At 63.7% G+C, this 26,008-nt stretch carries 26 protein-coding genes; 12 read left to right on the top strand and 14 right to left on the bottom strand.

Features of this window, described 5'->3' with window-relative positions; all coding sequences use genetic code 11:
- The first annotated feature begins 157 nt into the window (after nucleotides 1–157).
- Nucleotides 158–1,324: a 2-aminoethylphosphonate--pyruvate transaminase gene (locus BLQ92_RS07235; RefSeq protein WP_425194894.1), complete on the top strand. Its 1,167-nt coding sequence runs from the start codon at nucleotides 158–160 to the stop codon at nucleotides 1,322–1,324.
- Nucleotides 1,325–1,452: 128 nt separating this feature from the next.
- On the opposite strand, the gene BLQ92_RS07230 is transcribed toward BLQ92_RS07235, so the two are convergent.
- The gene (locus BLQ92_RS07230) at nucleotides 1,453–2,208 is read right to left on the bottom strand and encodes a DeoR/GlpR family DNA-binding transcription regulator (protein ID WP_090682887.1); all 756 of its coding nucleotides are present in this window, start codon (nucleotides 2,206–2,208) and stop codon (nucleotides 1,453–1,455) included.
- Between the two features lie 154 nt (nucleotides 2,209–2,362).
- Here BLQ92_RS07230 and BLQ92_RS07225 point away from each other — a divergent pair, with 154 nt between their 5' ends.
- A complete protein-coding gene (locus BLQ92_RS07225) occupies nucleotides 2,363–3,919 on the top strand; it encodes an ABC1 kinase family protein (protein ID WP_090683007.1) in 1,557 nt (518 codons plus the stop codon).
- A gap of 158 nt (nucleotides 3,920–4,077) precedes the next feature.
- Entirely contained in the window at nucleotides 4,078–4,959 is an 882-nt protein-coding gene (locus tag BLQ92_RS07220; protein ID WP_090682885.1) for a DMT family transporter, read from the top strand.
- 87 nt (nucleotides 4,960–5,046) lie between these two features.
- Here the strand turns inward: BLQ92_RS07220 and BLQ92_RS07215 are convergent, their stop codons facing one another.
- Entirely contained in the window at nucleotides 5,047–6,003 is a 957-nt protein-coding gene (locus tag BLQ92_RS07215; protein ID WP_244106064.1) for a L,D-transpeptidase, read from the bottom strand.
- A 313-nt stretch (nucleotides 6,004–6,316) separates the two neighbouring features.
- Between BLQ92_RS07215 and nadE the strand changes: the two genes are divergently transcribed.
- Complete coding sequence (gene nadE / locus BLQ92_RS07210) at nucleotides 6,317–7,168, top strand: ammonia-dependent NAD(+) synthetase (protein ID WP_090682883.1); 852 nt, start codon at nucleotides 6,317–6,319, stop codon at nucleotides 7,166–7,168.
- 118 nt (nucleotides 7,169–7,286) lie between these two features.
- On the opposite strand, the gene BLQ92_RS07205 is transcribed toward nadE, so the two are convergent.
- From BLQ92_RS07205 to BLQ92_RS07190, 4 genes are all read right to left on the bottom strand, one after another.
- Entirely contained in the window at nucleotides 7,287–7,553 is a 267-nt protein-coding gene (locus BLQ92_RS07205) for an RNA-binding protein (RefSeq protein WP_090682881.1), read from the bottom strand.
- 413 nt (nucleotides 7,554–7,966) lie between these two features.
- Complete coding sequence (locus tag BLQ92_RS07200; RefSeq protein ID WP_175772104.1) at nucleotides 7,967–8,608, bottom strand: hypothetical protein; 642 nt, start codon at nucleotides 8,606–8,608, stop codon at nucleotides 7,967–7,969.
- A gap of 213 nt (nucleotides 8,609–8,821) precedes the next feature.
- Nucleotides 8,822–10,480 carry a S10 family peptidase gene (locus BLQ92_RS07195; protein ID WP_090682880.1) on the bottom strand — a complete coding sequence of 553 codons (1,659 nt, stop codon included), beginning with the start codon at nucleotides 10,478–10,480 and terminating at the stop codon, nucleotides 8,822–8,824.
- A 136-nt stretch (nucleotides 10,481–10,616) separates the two neighbouring features.
- Nucleotides 10,617–12,176, bottom strand: a complete 1,560-nt coding sequence (locus tag BLQ92_RS07190) for a S53 family peptidase (RefSeq protein ID WP_090682878.1) — start codon at nucleotides 12,174–12,176, stop codon at nucleotides 10,617–10,619.
- Between the two features lie 304 nt (nucleotides 12,177–12,480).
- Between BLQ92_RS07190 and BLQ92_RS07185 the strand changes: the two genes are divergently transcribed.
- The gene (locus tag BLQ92_RS07185; RefSeq protein ID WP_090682877.1) at nucleotides 12,481–12,987 is read left to right on the top strand and encodes a DUF1993 domain-containing protein; all 507 of its coding nucleotides are present in this window, start codon (nucleotides 12,481–12,483) and stop codon (nucleotides 12,985–12,987) included.
- Nucleotides 12,988–13,109: 122 nt separating this feature from the next.
- On the opposite strand, the gene BLQ92_RS07180 is transcribed toward BLQ92_RS07185, so the two are convergent.
- Complete coding sequence (locus BLQ92_RS07180; RefSeq protein ID WP_090682875.1) at nucleotides 13,110–13,430, bottom strand: YnfA family protein; 321 nt, start codon at nucleotides 13,428–13,430, stop codon at nucleotides 13,110–13,112.
- A 157-nt stretch (nucleotides 13,431–13,587) separates the two neighbouring features.
- Nucleotides 13,588–14,217, bottom strand: a complete 630-nt coding sequence (locus BLQ92_RS07175) for a LysE family translocator (RefSeq protein ID WP_090682873.1) — start codon at nucleotides 14,215–14,217, stop codon at nucleotides 13,588–13,590.
- A 134-nt stretch (nucleotides 14,218–14,351) separates the two neighbouring features.
- On the opposite strand from BLQ92_RS07175, the gene BLQ92_RS07170 reads away from it, so the two are divergent.
- Nucleotides 14,352–14,816 carry an Lrp/AsnC family transcriptional regulator gene (locus BLQ92_RS07170; protein WP_090682871.1) on the top strand — a complete coding sequence of 155 codons (465 nt, stop codon included), beginning with the start codon at nucleotides 14,352–14,354 and terminating at the stop codon, nucleotides 14,814–14,816.
- Between the two features lie 89 nt (nucleotides 14,817–14,905).
- Nucleotides 14,906–15,139 carry a hypothetical protein gene (locus BLQ92_RS07165; protein ID WP_090682870.1) on the top strand — a complete coding sequence of 78 codons (234 nt, stop codon included), beginning with the start codon at nucleotides 14,906–14,908 and terminating at the stop codon, nucleotides 15,137–15,139.
- Between the two features lie 330 nt (nucleotides 15,140–15,469).
- Here BLQ92_RS07165 and BLQ92_RS07160 read toward each other — a convergent pair whose 3' ends face one another.
- The 5 genes from BLQ92_RS07160 to BLQ92_RS07140 form a co-directional block, all read right to left on the bottom strand.
- The gene (locus tag BLQ92_RS07160; protein WP_090682868.1) at nucleotides 15,470–17,575 is read right to left on the bottom strand and encodes a family 2A encapsulin nanocompartment cargo protein cysteine desulfurase; all 2,106 of its coding nucleotides are present in this window, start codon (nucleotides 17,573–17,575) and stop codon (nucleotides 15,470–15,472) included.
- A complete protein-coding gene (locus tag BLQ92_RS07155) occupies nucleotides 17,550–18,482 on the bottom strand; it encodes a family 2A encapsulin nanocompartment shell protein (protein WP_090682866.1) in 933 nt (310 codons plus the stop codon). The genes BLQ92_RS07160 and BLQ92_RS07155 overlap by 26 nt, the downstream gene beginning before the upstream one ends.
- Before the next feature lie 108 nt (nucleotides 18,483–18,590).
- Nucleotides 18,591–18,875 (bottom strand): helix-turn-helix domain-containing protein, encoded by a 285-nt coding sequence (locus tag BLQ92_RS07150; protein WP_090682864.1) that lies wholly within the window; start codon nucleotides 18,873–18,875, stop codon nucleotides 18,591–18,593.
- The gene (gene epsC / locus BLQ92_RS07145; RefSeq protein ID WP_090682863.1) at nucleotides 18,872–19,870 is read right to left on the bottom strand and encodes a serine O-acetyltransferase EpsC; all 999 of its coding nucleotides are present in this window, start codon (nucleotides 19,868–19,870) and stop codon (nucleotides 18,872–18,874) included. The genes BLQ92_RS07150 and epsC overlap by 4 nt, the downstream gene beginning before the upstream one ends.
- A 33-nt stretch (nucleotides 19,871–19,903) precedes the next feature.
- Nucleotides 19,904–20,371 carry a rhodanese-like domain-containing protein gene (locus BLQ92_RS07140; RefSeq protein ID WP_090682862.1) on the bottom strand — a complete coding sequence of 156 codons (468 nt, stop codon included), beginning with the start codon at nucleotides 20,369–20,371 and terminating at the stop codon, nucleotides 19,904–19,906.
- Between the two features lie 313 nt (nucleotides 20,372–20,684).
- On the opposite strand from BLQ92_RS07140, the gene BLQ92_RS07135 reads away from it, so the two are divergent.
- The 5 genes from BLQ92_RS07135 (at nucleotide 20,685) to BLQ92_RS07115 (ending at nucleotide 24,839) form a co-directional block, all read left to right on the top strand.
- Nucleotides 20,685–21,455: a GntR family transcriptional regulator gene (locus tag BLQ92_RS07135; RefSeq protein WP_090682860.1), complete on the top strand. Its 771-nt coding sequence runs from the start codon at nucleotides 20,685–20,687 to the stop codon at nucleotides 21,453–21,455.
- Nucleotides 21,452–23,191, top strand: a complete 1,740-nt coding sequence (locus BLQ92_RS07130; RefSeq protein ID WP_090682858.1) for a fumarate reductase/succinate dehydrogenase flavoprotein subunit — start codon at nucleotides 21,452–21,454, stop codon at nucleotides 23,189–23,191. Before BLQ92_RS07135 ends, BLQ92_RS07130 begins: the two co-directional genes overlap by 4 nt.
- Before the next feature lie 12 nt (nucleotides 23,192–23,203).
- Entirely contained in the window at nucleotides 23,204–23,449 is a 246-nt protein-coding gene (locus tag BLQ92_RS07125) for a 4Fe-4S dicluster domain-containing protein (RefSeq protein ID WP_090682857.1), read from the top strand.
- A 113-nt stretch (nucleotides 23,450–23,562) separates the two neighbouring features.
- Nucleotides 23,563–24,558 carry a HEAT repeat domain-containing protein gene (locus tag BLQ92_RS07120; RefSeq protein ID WP_090682855.1) on the top strand — a complete coding sequence of 332 codons (996 nt, stop codon included), beginning with the start codon at nucleotides 23,563–23,565 and terminating at the stop codon, nucleotides 24,556–24,558.
- On the top strand, nucleotides 24,555–24,839 hold the full coding sequence (locus BLQ92_RS07115) for a gamma-butyrobetaine hydroxylase-like domain-containing protein (RefSeq protein ID WP_090682854.1): 285 nt from the start codon (nucleotides 24,555–24,557) through the stop codon (nucleotides 24,837–24,839). The genes BLQ92_RS07120 and BLQ92_RS07115 overlap by 4 nt, the downstream gene beginning before the upstream one ends.
- Nucleotides 24,840–24,988: 149 nt before the next feature.
- Here BLQ92_RS07115 and BLQ92_RS07110 read toward each other — a convergent pair whose 3' ends face one another.
- On the bottom strand, nucleotides 24,989–25,873 hold the full coding sequence (locus BLQ92_RS07110; RefSeq protein WP_090682852.1) for a LysR family transcriptional regulator: 885 nt from the start codon (nucleotides 25,871–25,873) through the stop codon (nucleotides 24,989–24,991).
- Between the last annotated feature and the right edge of the window lie 135 nt (nucleotides 25,874–26,008).

Genomic DNA, 26,008 nt, shown 5'->3' with positions numbered 1-26,008 from the left:
CAACCCCGCTGCTTCCTTTCCAGCCAGACTTACAGCGAACCTCACATCTCGGCGCTGCCTGCCTTGCCTGAACGGGCACCGCAAGGATTGCAGTTTTCCGTGACAGCGCCGTGACCATTCTGTCGATTTCCAACAAATGACACAATTCGCCAATAATATGCAAGTGACCACTTGTGCAGAAAAAGTGCATTCATTGGACGACGGAGGCTTTGTGATTCTTGGAAACGACCCGATCCTGCTGACCCCGGGGCCACTCTCGACCTCACCCGCGACGCGTCAGGCGATGTTGCGCGACTGGGGATCGTGGGATGCCGCCTTTAACCGCATGACTCAAACCGTGTGCGCCGACCTCGTCCAGATCGTACACGGTGAAACTGACTACGTTTGCGTGCCGTTGCAAGGCAGCGGCACGTTCGCCGTCGAAGCGGCCATCGGTACGCTGGTGCCGCGCCAGGGTTGCGTGCTGGTGCCGAACAACGGCGCTTACTGTGCGCGCATTATCCGCATCCTGCAGCGGCTCGGCATTTCGTATGTGGAATTGCCGCTGCGAGAGGACGAGCCCGTCAATGCAGCGGCGATCGAGGACGCCTTCAATCGCGGCTCACGCATTACGCATGTGGCGCTTGTGCATCTGGAGACCAGCGCCGGCCTGCTCAATCCGCTCGACGATATCGCCGCAGTATGTCAGCGGCACGGCAAGAGTCTGGTTGTCGACGCTATGAGCTCGTTCGGCGCCCTGCCGATCGACCTGCGCCGGGGCGGCATCGACGCGCTCGTGTCGGCGAGCGGCAAATGTCTGGAAGGCGTGCCGGGGATGGGCTTTGTGATCGTGCGGCGTAGCGTGCTGGAAGCGGCCGACGGGCGTTCGCCCTCTTTGGCACTCGATCTGCATGACCAATACGCCTATATGCAGAAGACCACGCAGTGGCGTTTCACCCCACCCACTCACGTAGTCGCCGCACTACGCAGCGCGCTCGACCAGTTCATTGCAGAAGGCGGACAACCCGCGCGTGGCGCGCGCTACACGCGCAACTGCGCGGCGCTGATCGAGGGCATGAAGACGCTCGGCTTCGAGCCGTTTCTGAAGCCGGAGGTGCAGGCGCCGGTAATCGTCACCTTTCATGCACCGCGCGATCCAGCGTGGAAGTTCGCGGATTTCTATGCTGCCGTGCGGGAGGCGGGTTATGTGCTGTATCCAGGCAAGCTGACCCAGGTGGAGACGTTTCGGGTGGGTTGTATCGGAGCAATCGATGCCAACGAGCTCCACAACGCGGTTGCAGCGATCGGCCGCACGCTGGCCTGTCTCGGCCTGAGCGTCAAATAGGGCCGGCGCCCAGGGAGGTGCGAGGATTGCTAAAGGGGTAGGCGACGCTGAGGCGCTGCGGTGGGCGCGATGCAAGCGCCGCGGCGAGCATCAGAGAAGCGTTGCGGTAAGCGGCAAAGAAGCGCTGCTCAGGCGATCAGCAGTTCCGGCCCGCGCGCGGCAATCGCCTTGACGAGCGCGCGGTCCGGCGCAAGCTCCGTGACCAGGTAGCGCGCGCTCTCAAACCCGTTGATACGCACCGGCGTGACGCGTCCAAACTTGGAATTGTCCGCCACCACGACCGCCAGGTTCGCGGCCGAGATCATCCGGCCGCGCACTTCGGCGGCCATGCGGGTGTAATCGGTCAGCCACGCTTCGGAGGAAATGCCGCCCGCGCCGACAAAGGCAAAATCCGCGTGGTATTGGGTCAACTGGTGGACCGTATCGAGGCCGAAGGTGGCGTCCTCGTTCTCCGAAAGCTCGCCGCCCAGCAGCGTGACGCGATTGTCGTTGCGGCGGCCGAGCAGTAGCGCGATGCGCCAGTCATTGGTATAGACCGTGAGCCGGTGCCGCCCGGTCAGCGCCCGGGCGACAGCCTGGGTGGTGCTGCCTGAGTCGATGACGAGCGAAGCGCCGTCCGGCACCAGTTCGGCCGCACGTTCGCCGATCGCCCGCTTGGCGCCGGCATTGGCCGCTTCGCGCACGTCCAGATCGGGTTCGCGCCGGTCGCCCGAGAGCGCCCCGCCGTGGGTGGTCACGATCAGGCCGCGCCCGGCCAGCGTATTGAGGTCGCGCCGGATCGTCTCGCGCGACACGTTCAGTTCGCGCACCAGCTCGGCCACCGACAATGCGCCGTTCCTGGTGACTTGCGCGAGGATATATTGATGACGTTGTTCTGCAAGCATCGATAGACGGCCGGCAAGCGGCGCACTTAGGTTCGGGAGTGCGCCGTATTGTAGTACGCGCGAGGCCCGGATGCTCCTATTGCGGCTGCTTCCCTGCTAACCTGAGCGCCTGGCCGCGCTTCGCCCGATGCGCGCGGCGTCAATCGATCTGCCCATGCCGCCACTGTTTCGCCGACTACTGCTGCTGTACCACGCGCTGCGTTTCGGCGCACGCCTGATCTGGCTCGCGGCGCCGCACGAGCACAAGCTGCACTGGGCGATCACGCTCGTGAAGCGCGTGCATGCAAGCGCAGGCGGCCGCAACAGCTTGCATAACATGCTGCCGGTGCTGGGGCCGCTTGCCAGCAACTTCATGCAGAGCCTCGCGGAGCGCCCGGAACTCGCCACCGGCACGCTGCACGACGCCTTCGATGCGATTGGCCGGCTGGAGCAGCCGCTACCGCCGCAGGAGGTCGAGTCGGCTCTCGCGAGTGCGCTTGGACGTCCGCCTGCCAGCCTGTTCGCGCAGATCGACCTGGTCCCGGCGCGGAGTGGCTTTGCCGAGCAGACCCACCTCGCCCGGCTCGCCGTGCCCGTCAACGGCCACCGCGATATCGCGATCAAGTTCGTCCGCGCGGCGCAGGTCCAGCAGATCGCCGACGAACTCGCCTTGCTGCGCTGGGTGGCGCGCTGGATGGAGAAATTCTCCGGCGGGGCGCGCCGGCTGCAGGTCAGCGCGCTCGCGCAGTCGTTCACCGACGACGTGCTACGACGCTTCGACCTGCGTGCCGAGGCCGCCAATCTGAGCCAGACCGGTCATCACTTCGACGGCGACAAGCGCCTCGTGGTGCCGGAGGTCATCTGGGAACTGTGCACCGCTTACACGCTCGCGATGCAGCACATCGAGACGCTGGCCGCGACCGATCTCCCCGGCCTGCTCGAGCATCGCGTCAAGCTCGCGCCGCTGGCAACGCATCTCGTCGAGGTCGTCACCGAGCAGGCCTTCGAGCATGGATTCTTTCACGCGACCTTCGACGCCGAGCGGGTGCGCGTAAGCATCGAGCCCGACACGCTGGGCCGCATCGTGCTGGCTGAATTCGCAGCGATGTCGAGCCTTTCCTCGCACGAGCGCGAATTCTTCGTGCACGGAGCCACCGCGTTGTTCGAGCAGGACTATGCGCGCCTCGCCGATTTGCATCGCGATGCCGGCCATGTCGAGCAGACCACGCGCACGGAAGTGCTGGAAGCGGAACTGCGCCGGCGCAGCGAGGCGCATTTCGCAGCGGAGCCCGAGGACCGCTCGGCGGGCGCGCTGTTTCATCATCTGCTGCATGCCGTCCAGCCGTTCGAAGGCGCCGTCTCGCCGCGGCTCGCGACCGCCCAGCGTTCGTTTCAGCAAGCCGAGGCGCTGGCGCGCGCACTGCATCCGGGGGTGGATACCTGGAATGTCGCGCGCACCGTGCTGGCCGGCATCGCACGGCGCGACATCGACCATCGCGGCTGGATCAAACGCATCGCCCTGGAGCTGCCCCATCTCGCCCATATGTTGCCGCGCATGCCGCAGTTGGCAGTACGTTATCTGCAGCGCCAGCACGATGCGGCGGGGGCGCGGCAGCACGAGCAGTTGCTGCGCGAGATCGGCACGGAGTACCGGCGCACGCGGGTTCTGCTATGGGCCTGTGCCGTGTGCGGAGGGGTGCTTGGCGCGGGGGCAATGCTGCTGACACGCTGACGCGGTGAGGTGAGGCGGCGCCAGCGTCACGGGCGAGTTGGCCTCACGGCTTGTCTTGTTCGAACCCGACCTCTGTTGCGAATGCAGGTTCGAACAAGACAAGCCGCGCCGCCCCACGCAATACTGCGAGCTTTTTACGCCGCCCCTGACGACGTCTCATGCTCGCTACCTTCACCGCCGCTGTCTTTGTCGTGTTGTGGTCAACGGGCTTTGTGGTTGCCCGCGCGATCACGCCGTTTGCCGATCCCAACCTGTTCCTGCTCGCCCGCTTCGGCGGCACCGCACTGCTGTTCGCGCTCGCCGCAGGGTTCGCGCGCGCCAGCTGGCCGCGTGGACGCGATCTCATCAAACATCTGTTCGCAGGTGCACTCCTGCAAGGGGTCTATCTCGGCGCCGGCTATTGGGCCGTGGCGCAGGGACTGAGCGCCGGTGTGATGGCCTTGCTCGGCGCGCTACAGCCGCTCCTGACCGCCGCCCTCGCCGCCCCGCTGTTCGGCGAGCGGCTGTCGCGGCGCGGCTGGGCAGGCATGGCGCTCGGACTCGCAGGCGTCGCATTCGCGCTGCAACCGAAACTGGCGGCGAGCGCGCCGCATCTACCTCATGCAGCGCATGGCGGGGCGCCCGGCTGGCTGGTGGTCGGCGTATCGATTCTGGCGGTCGGGGCGATCACTGCGGGCACGCTGTTCCAGAAGACCTCGCTCGCGCGCGCAGATATTCGCAGCGCCAGCGCGGTGCAGAACTTCGGCGCGGCAATCGTCGCGGCGTTGCTTGCGCTGGCGCTGGGCGAACACCGCTGGGTGGCCTCGCCTACGCTATGGGCGTCGCTCGCGTGGGGCATCGTGATGCTTTCGGGCATCGGCGTGACGCTACTGGTATGGATGGTCCGGCGCGGCGACGCGGCGCGAGCCACCGCGTTGCTGTTTCTGGCGCCGCCTTTGGCCGCACTCGAGGGCTATTTCGGCTTCGGCGAAACCTTGCTGACTGTGCAGATCGCCGGTTTCGCCGTAGCATTGCTGGGGGTGCTGCTGGCGCGCTCATGAGGCAGCGCGGCAAGTGGATTCCGCCCTACTGCCTTTGCCACCCCTGCTGCATCGAGCGCCGGATTCGTCTCTACAGCCCCGCTCACCTCAATCAGCCGTATCCGCCTTCTCCGGCACCTTCGCACGGGCCTTGCTACCCGGAGCCGGCGACCACGCGGGGCGCGCTTTGCGCTCCGAATCGACCACGACGATGTAGCGGCCCGCCCACGGCGTCACCTGACGGTCCGTGTGGAGCACCCACAACGATTTACCTGATTCGACCAGCGCCTCGTACTCGGCGTCGAGAATGCCGTAGTGGTCGAGGAAGACGTTCAGCGATGCGGGAATCCGCACACAGCCTTTCGAATGACGGATCCCGAGCAACGGTTCGAGCTTGTCAGGGTCCGTGGCGTGCATCTGGAAACGAATCGGCGACATGCCGCCCTTGCCCCAGCCCCGCTCAGCTTGCGCCCAGCCGAGATCGAAGATCCGCATGTCGCGCTTGCCGTAGCCGCGAATGCCGTTTTCGTTCATCGTGCCTTCGGCGCGGAAATCCATGTTGTCCGGGGTATGTTCGAACACGCCAAGCGGCGTGATGAAGTGATCGAACTCCCCAGGCCGGCCGGTGGCCACCGGCGAGGCGCCGATCATGACCCACGGGTCCGCCGGCGTCGGGCGGAAATAGATGAAGAGCGCCTGAACGTTGGCGTTGCGGTCCACCAGCACCACATACTCGCCCGACAGATTACCCAGTTGAGCCTGGTCAAGCGCGGCCTGGAGCCGTTGACCGTACTCTTGCTGCACCGTTGCTGGCACTTTCAGGCGGCGCGTCACGTCGCGGGCGAACACGGCGCGTAACAGCAGCGCCCGATGCGGATCGACCACGCCCGACGCGTCCGGAGCTGCGACGGCGGAGGCCGTAACATCGACCGGCGGGGCGGCCTCAGCAGGCTTCTGCGCCCCAGCCGCAAAAACCGGCCCGCACGACAGCGCGAAGAATGCGGCAATCAATCCACGGCATATATTTCTGACGCGCAGCACCCGGCGAGCGGTACTTCGATTCATTCCGGCCCATTGGATATTTCCGGATTGCGCAAGCGGGTCAAGCCGTTTCTTCTGGTTCATCGTGTAGTTGAGCAAACCTGCTTATCATTGACCGTTCGACGGCTCATGCAGAATACATCTGGACACGATCTTACTAAGCACACCGGTTTCTGTCGATCATCGCTCAGGCATATTGCAGCGAACCGGGCGGCGATTATCGGAGATTTATGTGACGCGGCGCGAACCGATTTAAATTCAAACGCCTGGTGCATTTAAACTTGCCCGTCCGGCCTTTTGCCGCAAGGCAATTGCATACCACTTATAGAGGAAGAAGATGGACCAACACGATTCGGCCGAACGCCAACGGCGCATTGCCGCGGAGATGCACATCAGCGACGAATTCGTTGCAGAGCGCGAGATCGAGCGGCGCGTCGGCTTCCTCGTGCAGTATCTGCGGGCGAGCGGCCTGAAGACCTACGTGCTCGGCATCAGCGGAGGTGTCGACTCGACCACCGCCGGGCGTCTCGCGCAGCTTGCCGTCGAACGGCTACGCTTAGAGGGTTACGAAGCGCGTTTCGTCGCGGTGCGCCTGCCCTATGGCGTTCAGCAAGACGAGGCGGATGCGCAGCAGGCGCTCGCCTTCATTCGCGCCGATGAAAACCTGACCATCGATGTGAAGCCCGCCGCCGATGCGATGCTCGCCTCGCTACGCGCGGCCAGCATGCCGTTCGCGGACGCAGCGCAGGAGGACTTCGTGCACGGCAACATCAAGGCGCGCCAGCGGATGATTGCACAATATGCGGTAGCGGGAGCGCGGGCTGGCGTGGTGATCGGCACCGACCACGCAGCCGAGTCGGTAATGGGTTTCTTCACCAAGTTCGGCGACGGCGGCGCCGACGTGCTCCCGCTCGCGGGCCTCAACAAACGCAGGGTACGCGCCGTTGCCCGCGCGTTAGGCGCGCCGGATGCGCTCGCGCACAAAGTCCCGACGGCAGACCTGGAAATGTTGCGTCCGCAACGCCCCGACGAAGATGCGTATGGCATCCCCTACGACGCAATCGATGATTTCCTGGAGGGCAAGCCGGTTGCCGATGCGGTCCGCGAGACCGTATTGCGCTTCTACGAGAACACGCGCCACAAGCGGGCGCTGCCGTACACGCCGTTCGACCGGCCTGCGCAGTCGTGAAGCGTCATCGCGCATCAGCCGGTGCGCGATGACGCGACTGTATACCGCGAGCGACTAAGGACCGCGATCGCGGCCCTCGCTGCCGCTTCCCCAACCTGCCCGCACGACGCCGAAGCGCTCAGCCAGCGGGTGGCGGTTGTTCGCCGAACAATTCGCCGCTCGCCGACAGCGGAACGCCCCCGAGATGCTTACCCTGCAATTGCCGTGCGATCACTTCGCCGACATAGGGGCCGTCGGTCTTCAATTCGACCAGCGCATACGCCTTGGGCGTTCCAATCTCATGGATTGTCATGCTTTTCGCGTAGTGACCCAGCTCATGCGAGAGAAACTCGCGCACTTCCTGCTCGGAGCACGACTCGGCGATGTTCCAGACGAACAGGTTCATGGTCGCGACACCTTAGCGGACGCGGCGGTCCGTGGAGCGGATACGAATGGGCTGGAGACTTGCGCGCTTTTTCGCCTCTGCAGCAGCGGCGGCACGGATGAGTGCGGCTCCGAGTACGGCCAATGACAGATATAAGGCAATCATTTGAAATCTCCCCTTCGAATTTCGTCCTGTTAATGCACTGTACCTGAATAACCGCGCAGACAAATACTTAAGCGCACGCTCTTTGATCGAACTTTGATCGAACCGCGGCATTTTGCAAAAAGCGCGTGGAAGACCGGGGGAAAAAAGGTAACAGGGAAGCAGTCTGATCGGGGATTGGCGGACTGACAAAGCGTCAGTCCGCGCTTTTCTGGGCCGGCAACACGCCCGTCGGGCGCATCTGCCGAATTACGCCGGTGGCGTCGTCTATTTCATGGTCCGATATCGCGGCCGCCGGTTGCCACGTCGACACCACTCGCGTTGCAGGAGCTACGGCCAAAACCAGCGTAAGCCGCCGACCAGTTGCCGGCGATCGTGGCCTGGGCGTCGCTCAGGCTCATCTTGCCCGCGCAGACGCAATGTTTGAGATGCACGACGAAGCGCGCCTTGCGGCGCTCGCCGCTCGCGCCTGCCCACGGTAGCAGATCGAGATTGGCTGGTGCGTCGGGCGAGCCGCCCAGCAAAACCGGCACGCGCCGGTCGATCGCGTAGTCGGCGCCATCCTCGGGATCGATGCCGTGCTGAGCGAGCAAACGCGCCTTATGCGCCATCATCACGTCGAAAGGCGGTGACACTGCGTCAGAGTAGTCCGGGCGGCAGATCGTCTCGGTGATCGATTGCTGGGTCACGCGCTCGTCGAGCATTGCCGCATTCTGTGCGGCCGCTTGACCGGCGCGCAGTCCGGCAACGGCGCCGAGCATCATCACGACACCGATGCGCACCGTGCGAGCGGCCCGTGCGCCACTCGCAGCCCGTAGGCCGTGGTGGCCACGGGCGCCCTTCGACGCACAACCGGTACTCGATTTTCCACTGCGCAGCGGCGTGCCGCGCCTGCCTACCTTTCCTGGATTCATTCTTTGGCGCGCCAGGCTTTGACGCGCAATTGTTAAATTCGCAAGGCAATTAAAACACATTCGTTCTGTGAGCGGAAAATTCAGCTTGCGTATGTAAGGTGTTTGCGCAGAGCGCCCCCGGCTTGCGGCCGGGGTTGCACTCTGCTGCGGCCCGCCATCCTGGTGCACCCAGCTGCCCGGCTAACCGGGCAGCAACCGGGCAGCATCCAACGCCTAGCTGGCCCGGCGAGCCTGCAGAGCCCGGACCCGGCTCAACGCCGCCGGGTCCGCCACTGCAGCGTCATACATCTTCGCCAGATCCGCTTTGAGCACAGTGCGCGAACCGCCGTCGAGATAGACCATGTGCCCCGACGGATAGAAACGCGCGGACAGGTTCAGGCGCACCTGCGGGCTGACCAGCGGCATATGCTGCAGGTCGAGCACCGTCTGGTAGAACGGCGTGACGAAATCGTAAAAGCCATTCGCCGACAACACCTTCAGGTCGACATTGAGCGCCATCACCGCGGCAAGGTCGCCGGCGGTGTAGAGAATCACATTGCCCTTCGCGTCCACGCCCTTCTGTGCGCCCGTCGGATCGATGTGACTGAAGTCCCAGTACTGGAACGCCTGGTCGTTCAGGTCGGTGAACGACGAATTCGACGTGTAGAGCAGCTGCTCGTTGAGATAGACGTTCCACATGGTCGTGTAGACGCCCGTCACCGCCGTCATGGTCGGATCGTTGCCGCCGGAGTTCGGATTGATTTTCCCTGCAATGCCGGTGTCGACGGCGGTTACGCGGCCGTCATACTCGCCGAGCGCGAGCCCCTTCGACTTCAGCAGCGTGGTCAGAAACAGCGAGTTGCCACGGCTGTCGTAGGCGGCAATATCGAGGCTCCACGCGAGCAGCGTGGCTTTGTCGATGCCCGTGTACTCGCTGAGCTTTTCGACCGTGGCGTTATCCGTGGCCGGCACTTTGCGCAAGGCGGCCAGATAGTCGGTGCGCGAGAACTGGGCGACCTCTTCGGCAAAGGCGCCGAGATCGGTCGGGGTGGGCGCGACGCCAAGCTTCTTGTGGTACCAGGCGTCGGCCGCGGCCGTGGGCAACGCGCCAACCGGGTTGCCGGACTGCGTGTAGTCGAGAATCGAAGACTGCAGCGTCACGCCGTTCAGATCGACACCGTCTTCATGCAGCATGTAAGCCAGCACACAGCTGCGCGCGGTGCCGTACGATTCGCCATAGAGAAATTTGGGCGAGTTCCAGCGGTTGTTCTTGGTCAGGAAGCGTTTGATGAACTGCTTGATCGAAGTGGCGTCCTGGTCGACGCCCCAGAAATCGCGGTTCTTGTTCGGCGCGATCGCCGCCGAATAACCGGTGCCGATGGGATTGATAAACACCAGATCGCTCTTGTCGAGCAGGCTGTCGGGATTGTCTTCCAGTGAATACGGCGCAGGCGGCGTGAAGCTCGGCATGGCCGTCTTGATGCGGCGCGGCGCAAACGAGCCGAGCAGCACGAATACCGACGACGAGCCCGGACCGCCGTTATAGAAAAACGTGACGGGGCGCGCTTCTTCCTTCTGGTTGTCTTCCGTAAACGCCACGTAGAACATCTTGGCGTTGGGCTGGGAACTGCTCGAATCGACCGTCACCAGATGGCCTGCCGTCGCGGTATAGGCAATCTTGCGGCCGCCGATCACGATCGAGTGTTTGGTAATGGCGGCGTTCTCGGTCGTATCAGTGACGGAATCGTTGGGCCCATTACCGTATGCGACCGGATCGAAAAACGGCTGATCTCCTGAGGGGTGCGGCGCCGCCTTCGCGGCCGCCCCGACGGGAGCAGCATGGGAGTTGTGAGACGACTGCGGACTGCCGGAAGCTGACTCGGTATTCGTCATGTTCGCTCCATCGAATTCGTTTTACGTCGCTTTTGTCATGTAGGCGCCATAGAAGCGCTGTCTCAAGCCATGCACCACTCTGCTTTGCAACCTGTCACAAACAGGCGCCCGTTTCGCCGCGCGCCCGCTCGCAAGACTATAGTGCCGCCGCGATCTTCTGACCATTGGGGCTGCCAAGCCCGGTACACGCGTCCCAACCCGGCGAGGCTTCATATCCGCCGTTGTTGCCTTGCGTGATGTCGTTAAGGGCGCTCGGCGCGGCATACAGCTTCGGATTGACAAAACCGACCGGCGAGCCCTTGGCCGCATTGATGCGCGCGATCAGCGCCGCCCACAGCGGCGCCACCGCGCTCGTGCCGCCCACCACGGTCTGGGAACCGTCGATTAGCACGTCGTAGCCGGTGACCGGCGATGCATCGCCCGCCACGTCGGGTACGCCGCGCCCGGAGAGCGGCGTTTGCACGCCCTCGGTGCTGGTCGAAAAGAGGCCCTGCTGCCACGTGGGCACGGCAAACGCGGTGCTCACACCGCCGCCGCTAGCACCACCCTGGGTGCCGTCGTTCCACACCACCTCCTGGGCAATGGTTTGCCCCGAAGCGGTCAGCCTGGTGCCGCCGCAAGCCAGCACGTACGGGCTCGAGGCCGGAAAATCCACCACATTGGTGCTGCTCGAACCGTCCGTCGAGCCGCTATCGCCCGAGGCCACGCAGACCGTCACGCCCATGGTCGCCGCGGACTGCAGGACACTGTTGAAAGCCTGCTGGGACTGCGCGGTCCATGAGGTCTCCGGGCCGCCCCAACTGATGGAGATGACCGACGGCTTGTTAATCGTATCGTGCACCGCGCGGCTCACCGCATCAATGAAGCCCGTGTCGGTGTTGGTGGTGAAATACACCGCGATTTTTGCTCCCGGCGCGACTGCACCGACCACCTCGACATCGAGCGTCACCTCGCCGTCCGGGCCGCTCGGGTCGCCGGTCGGCTTGTTCTTGCCCTTGTCGACGCCTACGGCGACCACCGTAGGCGCGCTCACGCCAAGACCCGAAAAATAGGTATTCAGATCGGAGCTCTCATAGCCGCCGCCGAGTTCGATAATGCCGACACACTCGCCGCTGCCGTCGCCTTGCGGGTACTGGTAGAGGGCGGCAACCTGCAACGGCGTGAAGGCGCCCGACTGTTGCGCGGTGGACGGATGGAACGGCGGCCGGATGCGGAAATGCGGACGCGCCTGCGGCCGGTTGTCGAGCCCAAGCACAGCCGTAACGATGCCCAACAGATTGTCGGGCACGCTGATGACGCCGGTACGGCCGCGGTACTGGCCGATCGAATGATGCTCGTAGTGCTGCAGCTGGACACCGAATGCGGTTTGAAACTGTGCAATCGTGCCGCCCAGAACAACGGTGCGCGCGGCTGGATCTTCACGCACCACGGTGAGACCGGCTTGAACCGCGAACGCCTTGACCTTCGCAATGTCCTCCGCTGCCGCGCCGAACTCCTTGGCGAAGGCTTCGCGCGACAGGGGTTTGACACCTGGATCGCCCGCTTCGATCTTGCCAAGCAACGCATCGAACTGCGCCTGGGCGGCACGGCGCAGGACGACGTGGACTTCAATCCGTTCCGCCGGATCGCAATGCCCGATGAGTTTTGAACCTTCCGCTACCGCTCTTTCACTTCCTTGCAGGGGATGCTTGGCCATAGTTTCGATACTCCTCGGTGCACAGCCGTGTAGCTGTGCGTTGATCCCGGCGGGCATGCGCCGCGTAGCGCAACAGGGTTGCGGCACAACCCGCGCAGGTGACTGGTTGCTGGACATCGTCAAGCCGTCCGACAAATCCATTCGAACACAGTTCCAGCGCGCGCAACAGTTGTCCAGATGGCCAGGTCAATGCACGCGTCACACCGGTCGCGCTATGATGCTTCAGCGGCGAACCCGCCGTTGCATTGGCCCGTGCGCAAACCTGCACGCGTCGACGAATCCGAGTGAATCAGAGGAACGTTCCATGCCCATTTCGATGTATCAAGCCTCCGTGCCCGTGCTGGTGCGCGGCCTGACCTGCCTGCAAGCCATTCTCGGCAAGGCCGAAGCACATGCTGCCGAAAAGCAGATCGACCCGTCGGTGTTCATCGGCGCCCGGCTCTTCCCAGACATGCTGCCGCTCGTGCGCCAGGTCTACATCGTCACGGATACGGCCAAGGGTTGCGCCGCACGCCTCGCCGGCGTGGAGCCGCCCAAGTACGACGACGTCGAGGTGACGTTCGAAGACTTGCAGACCCGTATTCAGAAAACGATTGATTACCTGAAGGAATTCAATGCCGCGCAGATCGACGGTTCGGAAGAACGCGCGGTCACGCTGAAGATGCGCACCGGGCCGGTCGAGTTCACGGGCCTTAGCTACCTGCTGCAGTTCGCGCTGCCGAACTTCTACTTCCATGTGACGACCACGTACGACATCTTGCGTCATAACGGCGTCGAACTCGGCAAGCTCGACTACCTCGGCGGCCGCTAAGCGGAAGACAAACAGAAGACACGCGCAAGGCCGGCGCAGCTGAGGCGCAAGGCATGCGCGGATCGGGCGGAGGTTAGACAGCCACTAGCGCCCGCTCGCCTGGGCGGCGCTCGCAGCGATGCTCAGACACGCGGCTGGAATGCGATGATCCCCATTCCAGCCAGCGTGAAAGCGACGCCCGCCAGATCCCAGACAGTCGGACGCACCTGTTCGACCCACCAGAGCCAAAGAATCGCCACGGCGACATACACGCCGCCATAGGCCGCATAGACACGGCCGGCTGCGGCGCCATGCAGCGTCAATAGCCAGGCGAAGGCGGCGAGGCTCAGCGCGCCCGGCACGAGCAGCCATGCCGAGCCGCCCTCCTTCAACCAGCGCCAAGGAAGGTAGCAACCGAGAATCTCGGCGATGGCGGTGACGACATACAGCAGAAAAGTCTTCATTGAACGACGGGGCGGGTTTGCAGTTGATTGTGAGCGGATAACGACACCCTCGGCGCCGTCGGGTCCAGCGCCTTTATTAACACAATCACCTTGCCAATGTGTCGCTGGCATAGCGGCCGGGCGCCGCCACCCGGCCGGAACGCCGGACAGCGGGCCGTTAGTCGAGCGACAGGCGCAGTGCGAAGCCGATCAGCGCGGCGGAGAAGGTCCAGCGCTGCACGGTCTGTGCAAGGGGATGCGAGCGCATCCAGTTCGAAATGCGCGCTGCGCCAATCGCATAGACGGCGTCGAAACACACGCCGATCGCGACCAGGATCACGCCGAGCTCGACCATCTGCAAGGCGACCGGCCCCGCCTCCGGGCGTACGAACTGCGGCAGCAGCACCGAGCAGAACAGCAGCGCCTTCGGGTTGAGCAGGTTGGTCAACAGCCCTTTGACGAAAGCGGCCCGCAATGGCCGCGGCTCGACCGCCATGGCGCCGCCTGCCGGCAAGGCAAAAACCGGTGAGCGGAAGATCTGCACCGCGACCCATGCCAGGTACACCGCGCCGCCGTAGCGAACCACTTCGTAGAGCCACGGCGCGCTGCGCAGCAGTGCGGCCACGCCGCAGGCCGACAAGGTCACATGCGTCGCCCGGGCAATGCCGAGGCCGCCGGCGGTGGCAAAACCGGTGCGCGCGCCGCGTCCAATGCTCGTCTGCAGCAGAAGCGCCATGTCCGGTCCGGGCACCGCGTAGACGACGAACAATGCGGCGATATAGACGATCAGGAGATGCGCGGAAATCATGTAAACCTCACGTTGATAAGGGCTCTATCTTGCTATTGGAGCGTGAGGGATTTCTGGCGAATTGCAGAGGGAATAGTAGGGTCATTAGGGGAATGCGCTACCATATCGGCCTCTCATAGCATTTTCCCCTTGCGATGAACGACCTCGACAAAGTCGACCGCGCAATCCTTGCCGCGCTGCAAAAAGATGGACGCATGTCCAATGCCCGCCTCGCCGAGACTGTCGGCCTGAGCGAAACCCCTTGTGCGCGGCGCCTCAAGCGCCTCGAGAACGACGGCTACATCGACCAGTACCGGGCCATGTTGTCGCGTTCCGCCCTCGGTTTCGGGGTGGTCGCGTTCGTCTATGTGCGTTTTGCGGTACACGACCGCGCGGTGGCCACCCGCTTCGAGCGCGAAGTGCAGGCCATTCCGCGCATCCTCTCGTGCCATAACGTCTCGGGTAGCGCGGATTACATACTGCAGGTCGTGGCGCGCGATCTGGACGACTATGGAACCTTCATGCGCGACGAGATGCGCAGCCTGCCGGGTGTGACGTCGGTGGAGTCGTCGCTGTCGTTGCGCGAGGTCAAGGCCAACGGCGGCTTGCCGCTAATCTGATCCCCCTGCCCGGTGCGCGCGCGCAAAGCCGTTCATGGCATAGTGACCGGCACGGCGTCGGCGCCGGACCAACTACGGAGTGTTACCTGATGAATCACGAAGAAGCGCGAGCCGAAGAATCGCGCGCCATGGAGCGCGTGCTGGCTGCCACGCAACGCGTGCAGGCGGCGTTCAAGTCGCTGCAATCGCAATTTCCGCCAGCCGGCGAAGGCCGGCCCTCGCAATTCGCGCTGCAGACTTTCGATGCGGCGCTGCAGGAACTTGAAGACGCGCAAGCCGCGTTCGACGAATTGCTCGGCGATTTGCTTGACGGGAACCGGTGACTGACTTAGCGGCGTCGCGCCCTGCCAGACCGGCGCAGGCTCACAGCCCACCGTATTCGCGCGGCGGTTCGCCGGTCTTTTCGAGGGTGGGTCGGCGCGGATCGCCGCGCCCCGGGGGGCTTGACCGTTAGTTGCCTTTTTGGCGACGTTTTAGCAAGCGGCGTTTTGCCAAGCTTTGGGCGGCGCAATCGCAGCCTTCCGGCACGGCTGCGGCGCCGTCCTCGGTCGCGACCGCCGCTGAATGAAAAAAGGCCCTCGCGCAACGGACCGATAGTCAGTCCATGCACGAGGGCCCTTCTCCCCCTACCGCTTCTGCTTATACCGCGCGCCTTAACGCCGCGCCGACAAACGCCGCACCACTGAGACCAGCGCATCGACCTCGTCGCAGGTGTTGTAGAACGCCAGCGACGGCCGCACGGTTGCCTCGACGCCGAAACGCCTCAGGATCGGCTGGGCGCAGTGATGCCCCGAGCGCACCGCGATGCCCTCTTCGTTGAGCGCCTGCCCGACCTCTTCCGTCTCATAGCCCTTCAACACGAACGACAACACGCTCGCCTTATCCTTCGCAGTGCCAATCAGACGCACACCCGGTACCGGCTGCAGCACACTCGCCGCATACGCCAGCAGATCATGCTCGTAGCGAGCGATGTTCTCGATACCCACGCGGTTCACGTAATCGATTGCCGCACCCAGCCCCACCGCATCCGCGATGTTGCCGGTCCCGGCTTCGAAACGGTTCGGCGGCGGCTGGAACACGGTGCGCTCGAACGTCACGTCGGCGATCATGTTGCCGCCACCCTGCCAGGGCGGCATATCGTCGAGAATCGCGCGCTTGCCGTACACCACGCCGATACCGGTCGGCCCGAACACCTTGTGGCCCGAGAACACGAAGAAGTCAGCATCGATCGCCTGAACATCGACGCGCATATGCGACACGGACTGCGCGCCGTCGACCAGCGCTTTCGCGCCGGCACGGTGCGCCATCTCGACGATCTCCTTGACCGGCACCACGGTGCCAAGCGCATTCGAGACCTGCGTCACCGAGACGATCTTCGTGCGATCGTTCAACAGCTTGCGGTATTCGTCGAGCAGAACCTGGCCGGAATCGTCGACCGGAATCACACGTAGCTTCGCCCCGGTTTGCGCGGCAAGCTGCTGCCACGGCACGATATTCGCGTGATGCTCGAGGTTCGAGACGATGATTTCATCGCCCTCGCCGACATTCTGCACACCCCAGGACTTCGCGATCAGATTGATCGCCTCGGTGGTGCCGCGCACGAAGATGATTTCATCCGGCGAGGCCGCGCCAATGAAACGCTGCACCTTGCTGCGCGCCGCCTCATACGCATCCGTTGCGCGGCCCGCTAACGCATGGGCGGCACGATGGATGTTCGAGTTCTCGTGGGCATAGAAATACGCCAGACGGTCGATCACGGCCTGCGGCTTGTGCGTCGTGGCCGCGTTGTCGAACCACACCAGTTGCCGGCCATTCACCCGCTCCGAGAGAATCGGAAAGTCACGCCGGATGGCATTGACGTCGAACGGCGGATGAGCCGAGGCGGCTGCGTTCGGCACACCGTGCGGGCCACCCGCAGGATCGCCGGGCCGCCGCGCTTCGTCGAGGACGTAGCGTGAACCAGCACTGCGCTCAACACCGGCATCGCGCAAGCCGACATCGTAAGGAAAGCGCTGGACCGACAGCAACGAGCGCAGATCCGCCTCGCCTGGCAGCCCGAACGATTGAGCCGTGACCGAATCGCTGGGCGGCACGACGATATCCTGGCTACCCGGGCCGGCGCTGCGCCGCGTATCGCCCCGCTCGTCGAGGAAGTAATACGGCGACGCGGCGGCTGGGGCGCTTGAAGCCGCGCCTGAAGCCGCACTTGAAGCCCCGCCCGCCGACGGACGTTGCGCGCCATGCCCTTCCGGCACACCCAACGCCGCGCCACCAAAGCGCGGTTCGAGCGCCGGTGCAATCGTCACCACGCTATCCGGCAAGCCATTTTGCGCAGCGGCATGCGGCACCAGCGCGGGCGCACGGTTGCCGAGCGACAGCACATGCGTCGGTGCAGACGGCAGCAGGTTGGCGCCAGCCACCTTACCCTGCGGCAGCGCAGCGCCCGGCACGCCGGTGCCGAAACCGCCCGGGCCCGCGAGCGGCGAACCCGCCGGCGCCGGATTGCTCGCGGTCGACAGCACGGGCGCCGCCACCGGCAACGCCGACGCAAACGAGGCAGACGACGTGGCTGAAGCAGCGTCGTTCAGATGACCCACGGGCGACCCGGCAGACACCCCGCCACCCGGCAGCGCGGCGAAAAAGTCGCCGGCCAGACGCGCGAGCGTCGCGGGATCGGGCAAGCCGGCCGGCAGCGTCTGCGGCACATCGTGCGGCACGCCAGCGCCTGACGGATTACTTGTAGGTGTCTGGATAGTCATGGTACTTACCGATCTCCACGTCATCGAGAACCGCCAGCGCGTCCGGCGAATGCACCGCCAGCGAGCAGTACAGGGAAATCAGGTAGGACGCGATCGCATGGCTGTTGATGCCCATGAAGCGCACCGACAAGCCCGGACCCTGTTCGCCGGCGACACCCGGCTGGAACAGGCCGACCACGCCCTGGCGCTTATCGCCGACGCGCAGCAACAGGATCTTGGTCTTGCCATCGGCAACCGGCACCTTGTCCGACGGCACCAGCGGAATCCCGCGCCACGTCAGGAACTGCGAGCCGAACAGGCTGACGGTCGGCGGCGGCACGCCACGGCGCGTGCATTCACGGCCAAAGGCAGCAATCGCGAGCGGGTGGGTCAGGAAGAACGCCGGCTCTTTCCACACCTTGGTCAGCAGTTCGTCCAGATCGTCAGGGGTCGGCGCGCCCGTCAGCGGAAACACGCGCTGTTCTTCGGCGACGTTGGCAAGCAGCCCATAATCAGGATTGTTGATCAGTTGGCTTTCCTGCAATTCCTTGATCGTTTCGATCGTCAGGCGCAGTTGTTCCTTGATCTGGTCATGCGGACTGCTGTACAGATCGGAAATCCGCGTATGCACATCGAGCACCGTGCTGACCGCATTCAGAAAGTACTCGCGCGGTTGCTCTTCATACGGCACGAAGGTGCGCGGCAACACCGTCTCGTCTTCGCGCTGGGTGCAGGCAACCTTCACGGCGTCCGGATTCTTGACCTGATTCAGGCGGTAGATACCCGCTTCGACCGGCACCCATTGCAGCAGATGCGTCAACCAGCGCGGCGTGATGGTCGCAAGTTGGGGAACGGTCTTGGTGGCATTGGCTAGTTGCCGTGCGGCGTTATCGCTAAGCGCCGTATGGCCGCTCGCTATGGTCGACATGTGTGGCTCCGGGGTTGATAGAAGAAAAACGGGAAAGCTTATGACGAGACGTCATTATCAAGACGGGGCCTGATCCTGTTCAACATGCTATAGACATCAGTTGGACGTTTATGGCGTGGTCGACAAGGTAGAAAGTGTTGCGGGCGGCGCGATCGTTGTGGCAATGGCGCCGCTGCCGCCAAACGACGAACGCAGCAGGCTGGCGATCGGCACGCCGAAAGCTGCGGCTAGTTTGTCGACCGTGACGATCGAAGCAATCGCACTGCCGCGCTCGATCTCGCCAACATAGGAGCGGTTCAGGCCGGCATGCTCGGCGAGTTGCTCCTGCGACCAGGCGCGCGCCTCACGCAATTCGCGCACTGCCGCGCCGAAGTTTTTGACGAGCGTGCTCATGGGGCGGCGCTCTCTACTGGAGAGGAGGTTTCAACCGGCGGCAACGACCCGGACCCCTGTCGTCCGTACTGCGCGCCGTTGGCTAGCGTCGGCTGTTTCGCTTCGTTCCGCGAGACCGCCTGGGTGACGTGGCTACCCGGCGCGACATCCTCGGTAAGCCACACGTTGCCACCAATCACCGAGCCGCGTCCAAGCGTGACCCGCCCAAGAATGGTCGCGCCCGCATAGATCACCACATCCTCCTCAACGATCGGATGACGGGCGAGCCCCTTCTCCAGATGGCCTGCGGCATCACGCGGAAAGCGCTTGGCGCCGAGCGTCACCGCCTGATAGAGGCGCACGCGCTGGCCGATCACGGCCGTCTCGCCGATCACCACGCCAGTGCCGTGATCGATAAAGAATCCAGCGCCGATCTGCGCGCCCGGATGAATGTCGATGCCGGTCTCCGCATGGGCCTGCTCGGCGACGATCCGTGCCAGCAAGGGCAGCCCGAGCCGGTACAACTCGTGCGCGAGCCGGTGATGAATCATCGCCAGAATGCCTGGGTAGCACAGCACCACCTCGTCGACGCTACCGGCCGCCGGATCGCCGTGGAAGGCAGCCAGCACGTCGCTGTCCAGCAAACTGCGGATCTCCGGCAGGCGCGCGGCAAACTTGCGCACCGCGCTACTCGCCTGCGCCTCGATAAACTCGTCGGCGCGCGTGTGATGGCGCGCCTTGTAGTTCAACTCGAGCCGGGCCTGAGCCAGTAGCGCATGGAGCGCGGCATCCAGCGCATTCGCAACGTAGAAATTCTCGCTTTCCTGGCGCAGGTCGGGTGGCCCGAGGCGCATCGGAAACAGCACGCCCTTGAGGGTATCGATCACACTGGCCATTGCCTCGCGCGCCGGCAAGTCGCGCCCGCCGGGTTCGAGGGAGCGCTTTTGCGCGTCGCGCCACTGCTGACGCACGGTTTGAAGCGAGCGGACGATATCGTCAATGTCAAATATGGCCACAGTCAGTGCTCCCCGTCCTGAAGTTGGAACCGCTTAATCCTGAACCCACGGCAAGCCGTGGAAACGCCAGCCGTTCTGCCGGCCGCGCTGCTGCTGCGCGTCCAGGTCGCCTTCGAATCCTTCCCGGACGTTGAAGACCCGGCTCAATCCAGCCTTGGTTGCCGCTTCAGCGGCGAGCGCCGAACGGTTGCCGCTGCGGCACAGCAGCAGCACCACCGCATCCTTGCCGGTCTTCGCCTCCAGCTCGCGCGCAAAGCGCGGATTACGGTTCAGGCTGGTGCCGGTCGCCCACGCAACATGCAGGCTGTCCGGCACATAACCGACGAACTTGCGCTCCTCTGCGGAACGCACGTCGACCAGCACCGCCTCGCCTGCGGAAAACAGCGCCCACGCGTCCTGCGGAGAAATCCCGCCGGCGTACGGCAAACCCGCAGCAACGGCGGCTTCGCGGGCCGCTACCAGCGCCGCATGGGTGGTTCGCTCTGCCAATTCAACTGTCATGATGTCTCCTTGCTCATCTGTCGTACCCGTCCGGTTACCCACCGAACAGTGATGCTGGCCGGGCGCGGCGCAAACCCATGAGCGTCACCGCCTATAGCCATCAAAGCGAACTATGCAAGTCCGCCCTCCAAAGCAGAACCAATAAATTCATATTTCTAAATAAGCACCCGCATGGGTGCTCGAGCGACGAGACATGAGGGGCGCTGCTCCGCTCGCTGTCCGCAAAACGGAAAATCGATAGCACAATTTCTTCGTTTGACCTGTTCGGCTCTGTCACTACACTCGGCCTCCATCTTGTTATGACAAGTTGATCATGTCCCGAACGAATCTCGTGCCGCTTTCACCGCAGCCGCTCTACGCGCAGATCAAGGACGCGTTGCGCGCGCGGATTCTCGATGGCACCTACGCGCCGCACAGTCAGATGCCGTCGGAACACGAACTGTGCGCGATGTTCGACGTCAGCCGCATTACAGTCCGTCAGGCGCTTGGCGATCTGCAAAAGGAGGGCTTGCTCTTCAAGCTGCACGGCAAAGGCACCTTCGTCTCCAAGCCCAAGGCGTTCCAGAATGTGACCTCGCTGCAGGGGTTTGCGGAGGCCATGGAATCGATGGGCTACGAAATCGTCAATCAGCTGCGCAGCTTTCGTACGGTTAAGGCCGACCGGCACGTCGCGGCCAGGCTCAAGCTTGCTGAGGGCGCGCCAGTGACCGAGATCCATCGCACCCGCCTGCTGAATCGCGAGCCGGTCTCACTCGAACTCACGTGGGTCCCGGAAGCATTCGGCAAACGCCTCGCCAACGCAGATCTCGCGACCCGCGACATCTTTCTGATTCTCGAGAACGACTGCGGCGTGCCGCTCGGCCATGCCGACATCGCCATCGACGCGATCCTCGCGGACGACGACATTGTCGACGCCCTGCGTGTCGAAGAAGGCAGTCCGGTGCTGCGCATCGAGCGCCTCACCCACGATGCTTCCGGCACGCCCATCGACTACGAATACCTCTACTTCCGCGGCGACGCGTTCCAATACCGGCTGCGCACCGATCGCCAGAAACCGCGCCGCAACGCAAGGACAACGCAATGAATACGCATGTACTGGAGTACGACATCGTCGTGGTAGGCGGTGGCACGGCCGGGCCGATGGCGGCCATCAAGGCGAAGGAACGCAATCCGGAGTTGAAGGTGCTGTTGCTCGAAAAAGCCAATGTCAAGCGCAGCGGCGCGATCTCGATGGGAATGGACGGCTTGAACAACGCAGTCATTCCGGGTCACGCGACGCCCGAGCAGTACACGCGGGAAATCACGATCGCTAACGACGGCATTGTCGATCAGGAAGCCGTCTACGCATATGCGAAGCACAGCTTCACGACGATCGAGCAGCTCGACCGCTGGGGCGTGAAGTTCGAGAAGGACGGCACCGGCGACTACGCGGTCAAGAAGGTCCACCACATGGGTTCGTACGTGCTGCCGATGCCCGAAGGGCACGACATCAAGAAGGTGCTGTACCGCCAGTTGAAGCGGGCACGTATTTCGATCACCAATCGCATCGTCGCCACGCGCCTCTTGACCGATGCACAAGGACGGGTCTGCGGCGTGCTCGGCTTCGACTGCCGCACGGCGGACTTCTACGTGGTGCGCGCCAAGGCCGTGATTCTCGCCTGCGGCGCAGCGGGACGGTTGGGCTTGCCGTCATCCGGCTATCTAATGGGTACCTACGAGAACCCGACCAATGCCGGCGATGGCTACGCGATGGCCTATCACGCGGGGGCCGCGCTCGCGAACCTCGAATGCTTCCAGATCAATCCGCTGATCAAGGACTACAACGGTCCGGCGTGCGCCTATGTGACCGGGCCGCTTGGCGGCTTTACGGCCAATGGCAAGGGCGAACGCTTCATCGAATGCGACTACTGGAGCGGTCAGATGATGTGGGAGTTCTATCAGGAACTGCAAAGCGGCAATGGCCCCGTGTTCCTGAAGCTCGACCATCTCGCGGAAGAAACGATCCAGACCATCGAGCAAATCCTGCACACCAACGAACGCCCCAGCCGCGGACGATTCCACGCCGGGCGCAACACCGACTACCGGCAGCAGATGGTCGAAATGCACATCTCGGAGATCGGTTTTTGCAGCGGACATAGCGCGTCAGGGGTCTATGTGAACGCGCGCGCCGAAACCACCGTAGCGGGACTCTACTCAGCCGGCGATATGGCGGCCGTACCGCATAACTACATGCTCGGCGCGTTCACCTATGGCTGGTTTGCCGGTCAGAACGCGGCGGAATATGTGCAAGGACACGAGCACGCGCCCGTCGACGAACAGCAGGTTGCTGCCGAACGTGAGCGCGTCTACGCGCCACTCGAACGTGCCAATGGCCATGCGCCGTCGCAAGTCGAATACAAGCTGCGGCGCATGGTGAACGACTATCTGCAACCGCCGAAGGTCACGCGCAAGATGGAGATCGGTTTGCAGCGCTTTGCGGAAATCGCCGAGGACATCGAAGCAATCAAGGCCGTCAATCCCCATGAGCTGATGCGCGCGGCAGAAGTTCGCGCCATCCGCGACTGCGCGGAAATGGCAGCGCGCGCCTCGCTGTTTCGCACCGAAAGCCGTTGGGGTCTGTATCACCACCGGGTCGACTATCCCGAGCGCGACGATGCGCAGTGGTTCTGCCATACGCATCTGCGCAAGGACGAGCATGGCCGCATGAGCAGCGAGAAACGTGCAGTCGAGCCTTATATCGTGCCGCTGGCCGAAGACGAGCGCAGCGCTTACCAGAACCTGCGCATCCGCGAATCCAGCGCGCTTGCCGCTGTCATCTGAGAGTCGATTGCCATGTCCTATACCCCACACGAGATCTTTCAGCGCAGCAGCGCCCCCGTCACGATCGACGAGGACCTGTGTATCGCCGACAAGGGCTGCACCGTCTGTGTCGACGTCTGCCCGCTCGACCTGCTCGCCATCGACTTGAGCAAGGGCAAAGCCTATATGCAGTTCGACGAATGCTGGTACTGCATGCCATGCGAGCGCGACTGTCCAACCGGGGCGGTCAAGGTGGAGATTCCCTACCTGCTGCGCTAGAACGCTGTGGCGCGACAACCGTACTCTTACGCGTTGCTGCGCCGCAGGCACGAGTGCATCCAGCAAGCCTGATTTCGAAGTCCTTCACGCAACACCAACCCTTGAGCATTCGAATGAACGTGCCGCCCATTGTCGTCCCTCACCCGGACGCGTTCGATTCCGAGACCATCGCGCTGCTGTCGCGTCTTGCCGACGAAGACGCCGCCGTGCGACGCATCGCACTACTCGAGATTGCGGATCTCGAAGATGCCGACTTGCTACCTTCGCTTGTCGCCGCGCTGCGCGATGACCCCGCCGCCGAAGTCAGGCTCGAAGCGGCGCGCGTGCTGGCGTCGTGGGAGCGTGACGAGATCGTGGAAGCGCTGTGCGGCGCCCTCCTCGATCCCGACGGCAAGGTCAGCGCTGCAGCCGCGCAGAGTCTGAGCGAACTCAAGGACCCTGCGTCTGGAACGGTGCTGCGCCGCTGGGTCGAGCGGCCCGAGCCGTTCGTGCGTTCGGCAACCTTGCGAGCCCTGCGGGAACTGCGCTTTGCCGGTGCATTCGAACCTGCCCTGCACGCGCTAACCGATACAACGCCGAGTGTGCGGCTGGAAGCGGTTGCGGTGCTGGGCTGGCTGAAGGATACGCGTGCGCTGGCGCCGCTGGCCGCGCTTGCCACCGGTGATGCCGAGACCGAGGTGAGACGCGCCGCGGTCGGTTCACTCGGATTTGCACCCGCCACCCACGCGGCTGCTACGACCGCACTGCTCGGCGCCTTGCGTGACGGCGCCTGGCAGGTGCGCGAGGAGGCGGCCACCACGCTAGGCAAGCTGCGTGCGCCGGCCGCCCGCGACCCGCTGCTTGCCGCGCTCGACGACGACTACTGGCAGGTGCGGCTGCGTGCTGTGCGCGCACTTGGCCAGCTTGGCGAGCGCAGCGCTGCCCCGGCTGTCGCCGCCCTGCTCACCCACACGATCAGCAACCTGCGCAAGGAGGCCGCGCTCGCGCTTGGCGAGTTGCGCGATCCTCGCACTTTGCAGCCTCTGCGCGATGCGCTCGAAGATCGCGATCCCGACGTGCGCAAAGCGGTGCGCATCGCGTTACAGCAGGTGGAAGGCACGGCCCGATGAACGTCCCGCGCGAGATCGCAACCGACACCGTCGACCGCGTGCTGACGCTGCGTTGGCCAGACAGGCGCGAGCAGCGGATTGCGCACGCGGAGTTGCGACGCGCCTGCGCGTGCGCCGAATGCCGCCGTATCAGGCTCGACGGGCACGTCGTGGGCGCCTCGCCGGATGTGGCGTTGATCGATATGCACATGATGGGTTACGGCGTGCAGTTGATATTCAGCGACGGACACGCACGCGGTATTTATCCGTGGCGGTATCTTGAGCAGATGGGTTTGATGTAAGTGCGGGCGTCCGTTTCCGACTTCAGCGAATGGGTACCGACCCATCCGAGATCTTCAGTTTTCCCGGAAGCGGTCATCGCTACCCGCGCCACACTCGACAAAGTGTGGCACCGATGGAATTTGGCCAATGCTGAGGAACTATCACTTCGCTATGCGCCGAAGTGCTCTCGCGCAAAATCCAGAAAGCTCCTCAACTTGGGCGTCACGCGGCGATCACGCGCATATAGAACGTGTAATGACCGCGAAGGCGCCTGATAGTCCGGAAGCACCACAACCAGACTGCCCCGATCGAGTTCGCCCTTCACCAGTTCCACGGGCTGAAGCATGACCCCGACGCCCGCCACGGCGGCCGCCAGCAGCACCTCACCATGGTCTCCCATGAATCGCCCCGAGACCTGCACAGCGACGCGGCCTTCAGGGCCATCAAACGTCCACTCCGATCGTAGTTCCGTATGCGCAAAACCAAGACACTCATGGTGCGCCAGATCAGCGGGAACTGTTATGCGCGGGTTTGCAGCAAGATACGACGGCGCGGCGCATAGCACTAACCGGTAGGGAGCCAGTGGCTGAGCAATCAGGCCGCTATCCCCCAGTTCGCCAATCCTGAACACGGCGTCATAACCCTCGTCAATCAGACCGACGGCTCGATTCGACAGAGTCAAGTCAACTGCGACCTGCGGAAACGCCTTAAGGTACTCCGGCAGCTTAGGCGCCAAGGTGTGCATGCCGAAGCTCACAGGCGCATTTATCTTCAGACGGCCAGTCGGCACTGAACGGGTCTCGGCTACGAGGTTTTCGGCCGACTCGACCTCCGCGAGAATGATCTTGGCGCGTTCATAGTAAGCCCGGCCGATATCTGTCGGGCTTTGCCTGCGCGTCGTTCTGTTCAGCAGACGCACGCCGAGACTCTGTTCCAGCACCTGGACGTGTTTCCCGACCAGTTGTGGCGACATCTGAAGCGCATCCCCAGCCGCTGAGAACGAACCCAATTCGACTGCTTTCGTGAAAACGCTGATACTCGTGAGACGATCCATTCGAAACGTCCTGTTGTGAATGTCCAACGATATCACGCATTTATCTCAATGTATTTGCAGTCTAGACTTGTTGCAGTTGTCGTAAGCGGCCTGAACCCGGCACGTACGCGACCTACCGCAACCTGCTCCGCCTCT

The sequence above is a fragment of the Paraburkholderia phenazinium genome (assembly GCF_900100735.1).
In the GTDB taxonomy this organism is placed as follows: Bacteria; Pseudomonadota; Gammaproteobacteria; order Burkholderiales; family Burkholderiaceae; genus Paraburkholderia; species Paraburkholderia phenazinia.
This window is presented reverse-complemented; position numbering and strand designations above follow the sequence as displayed.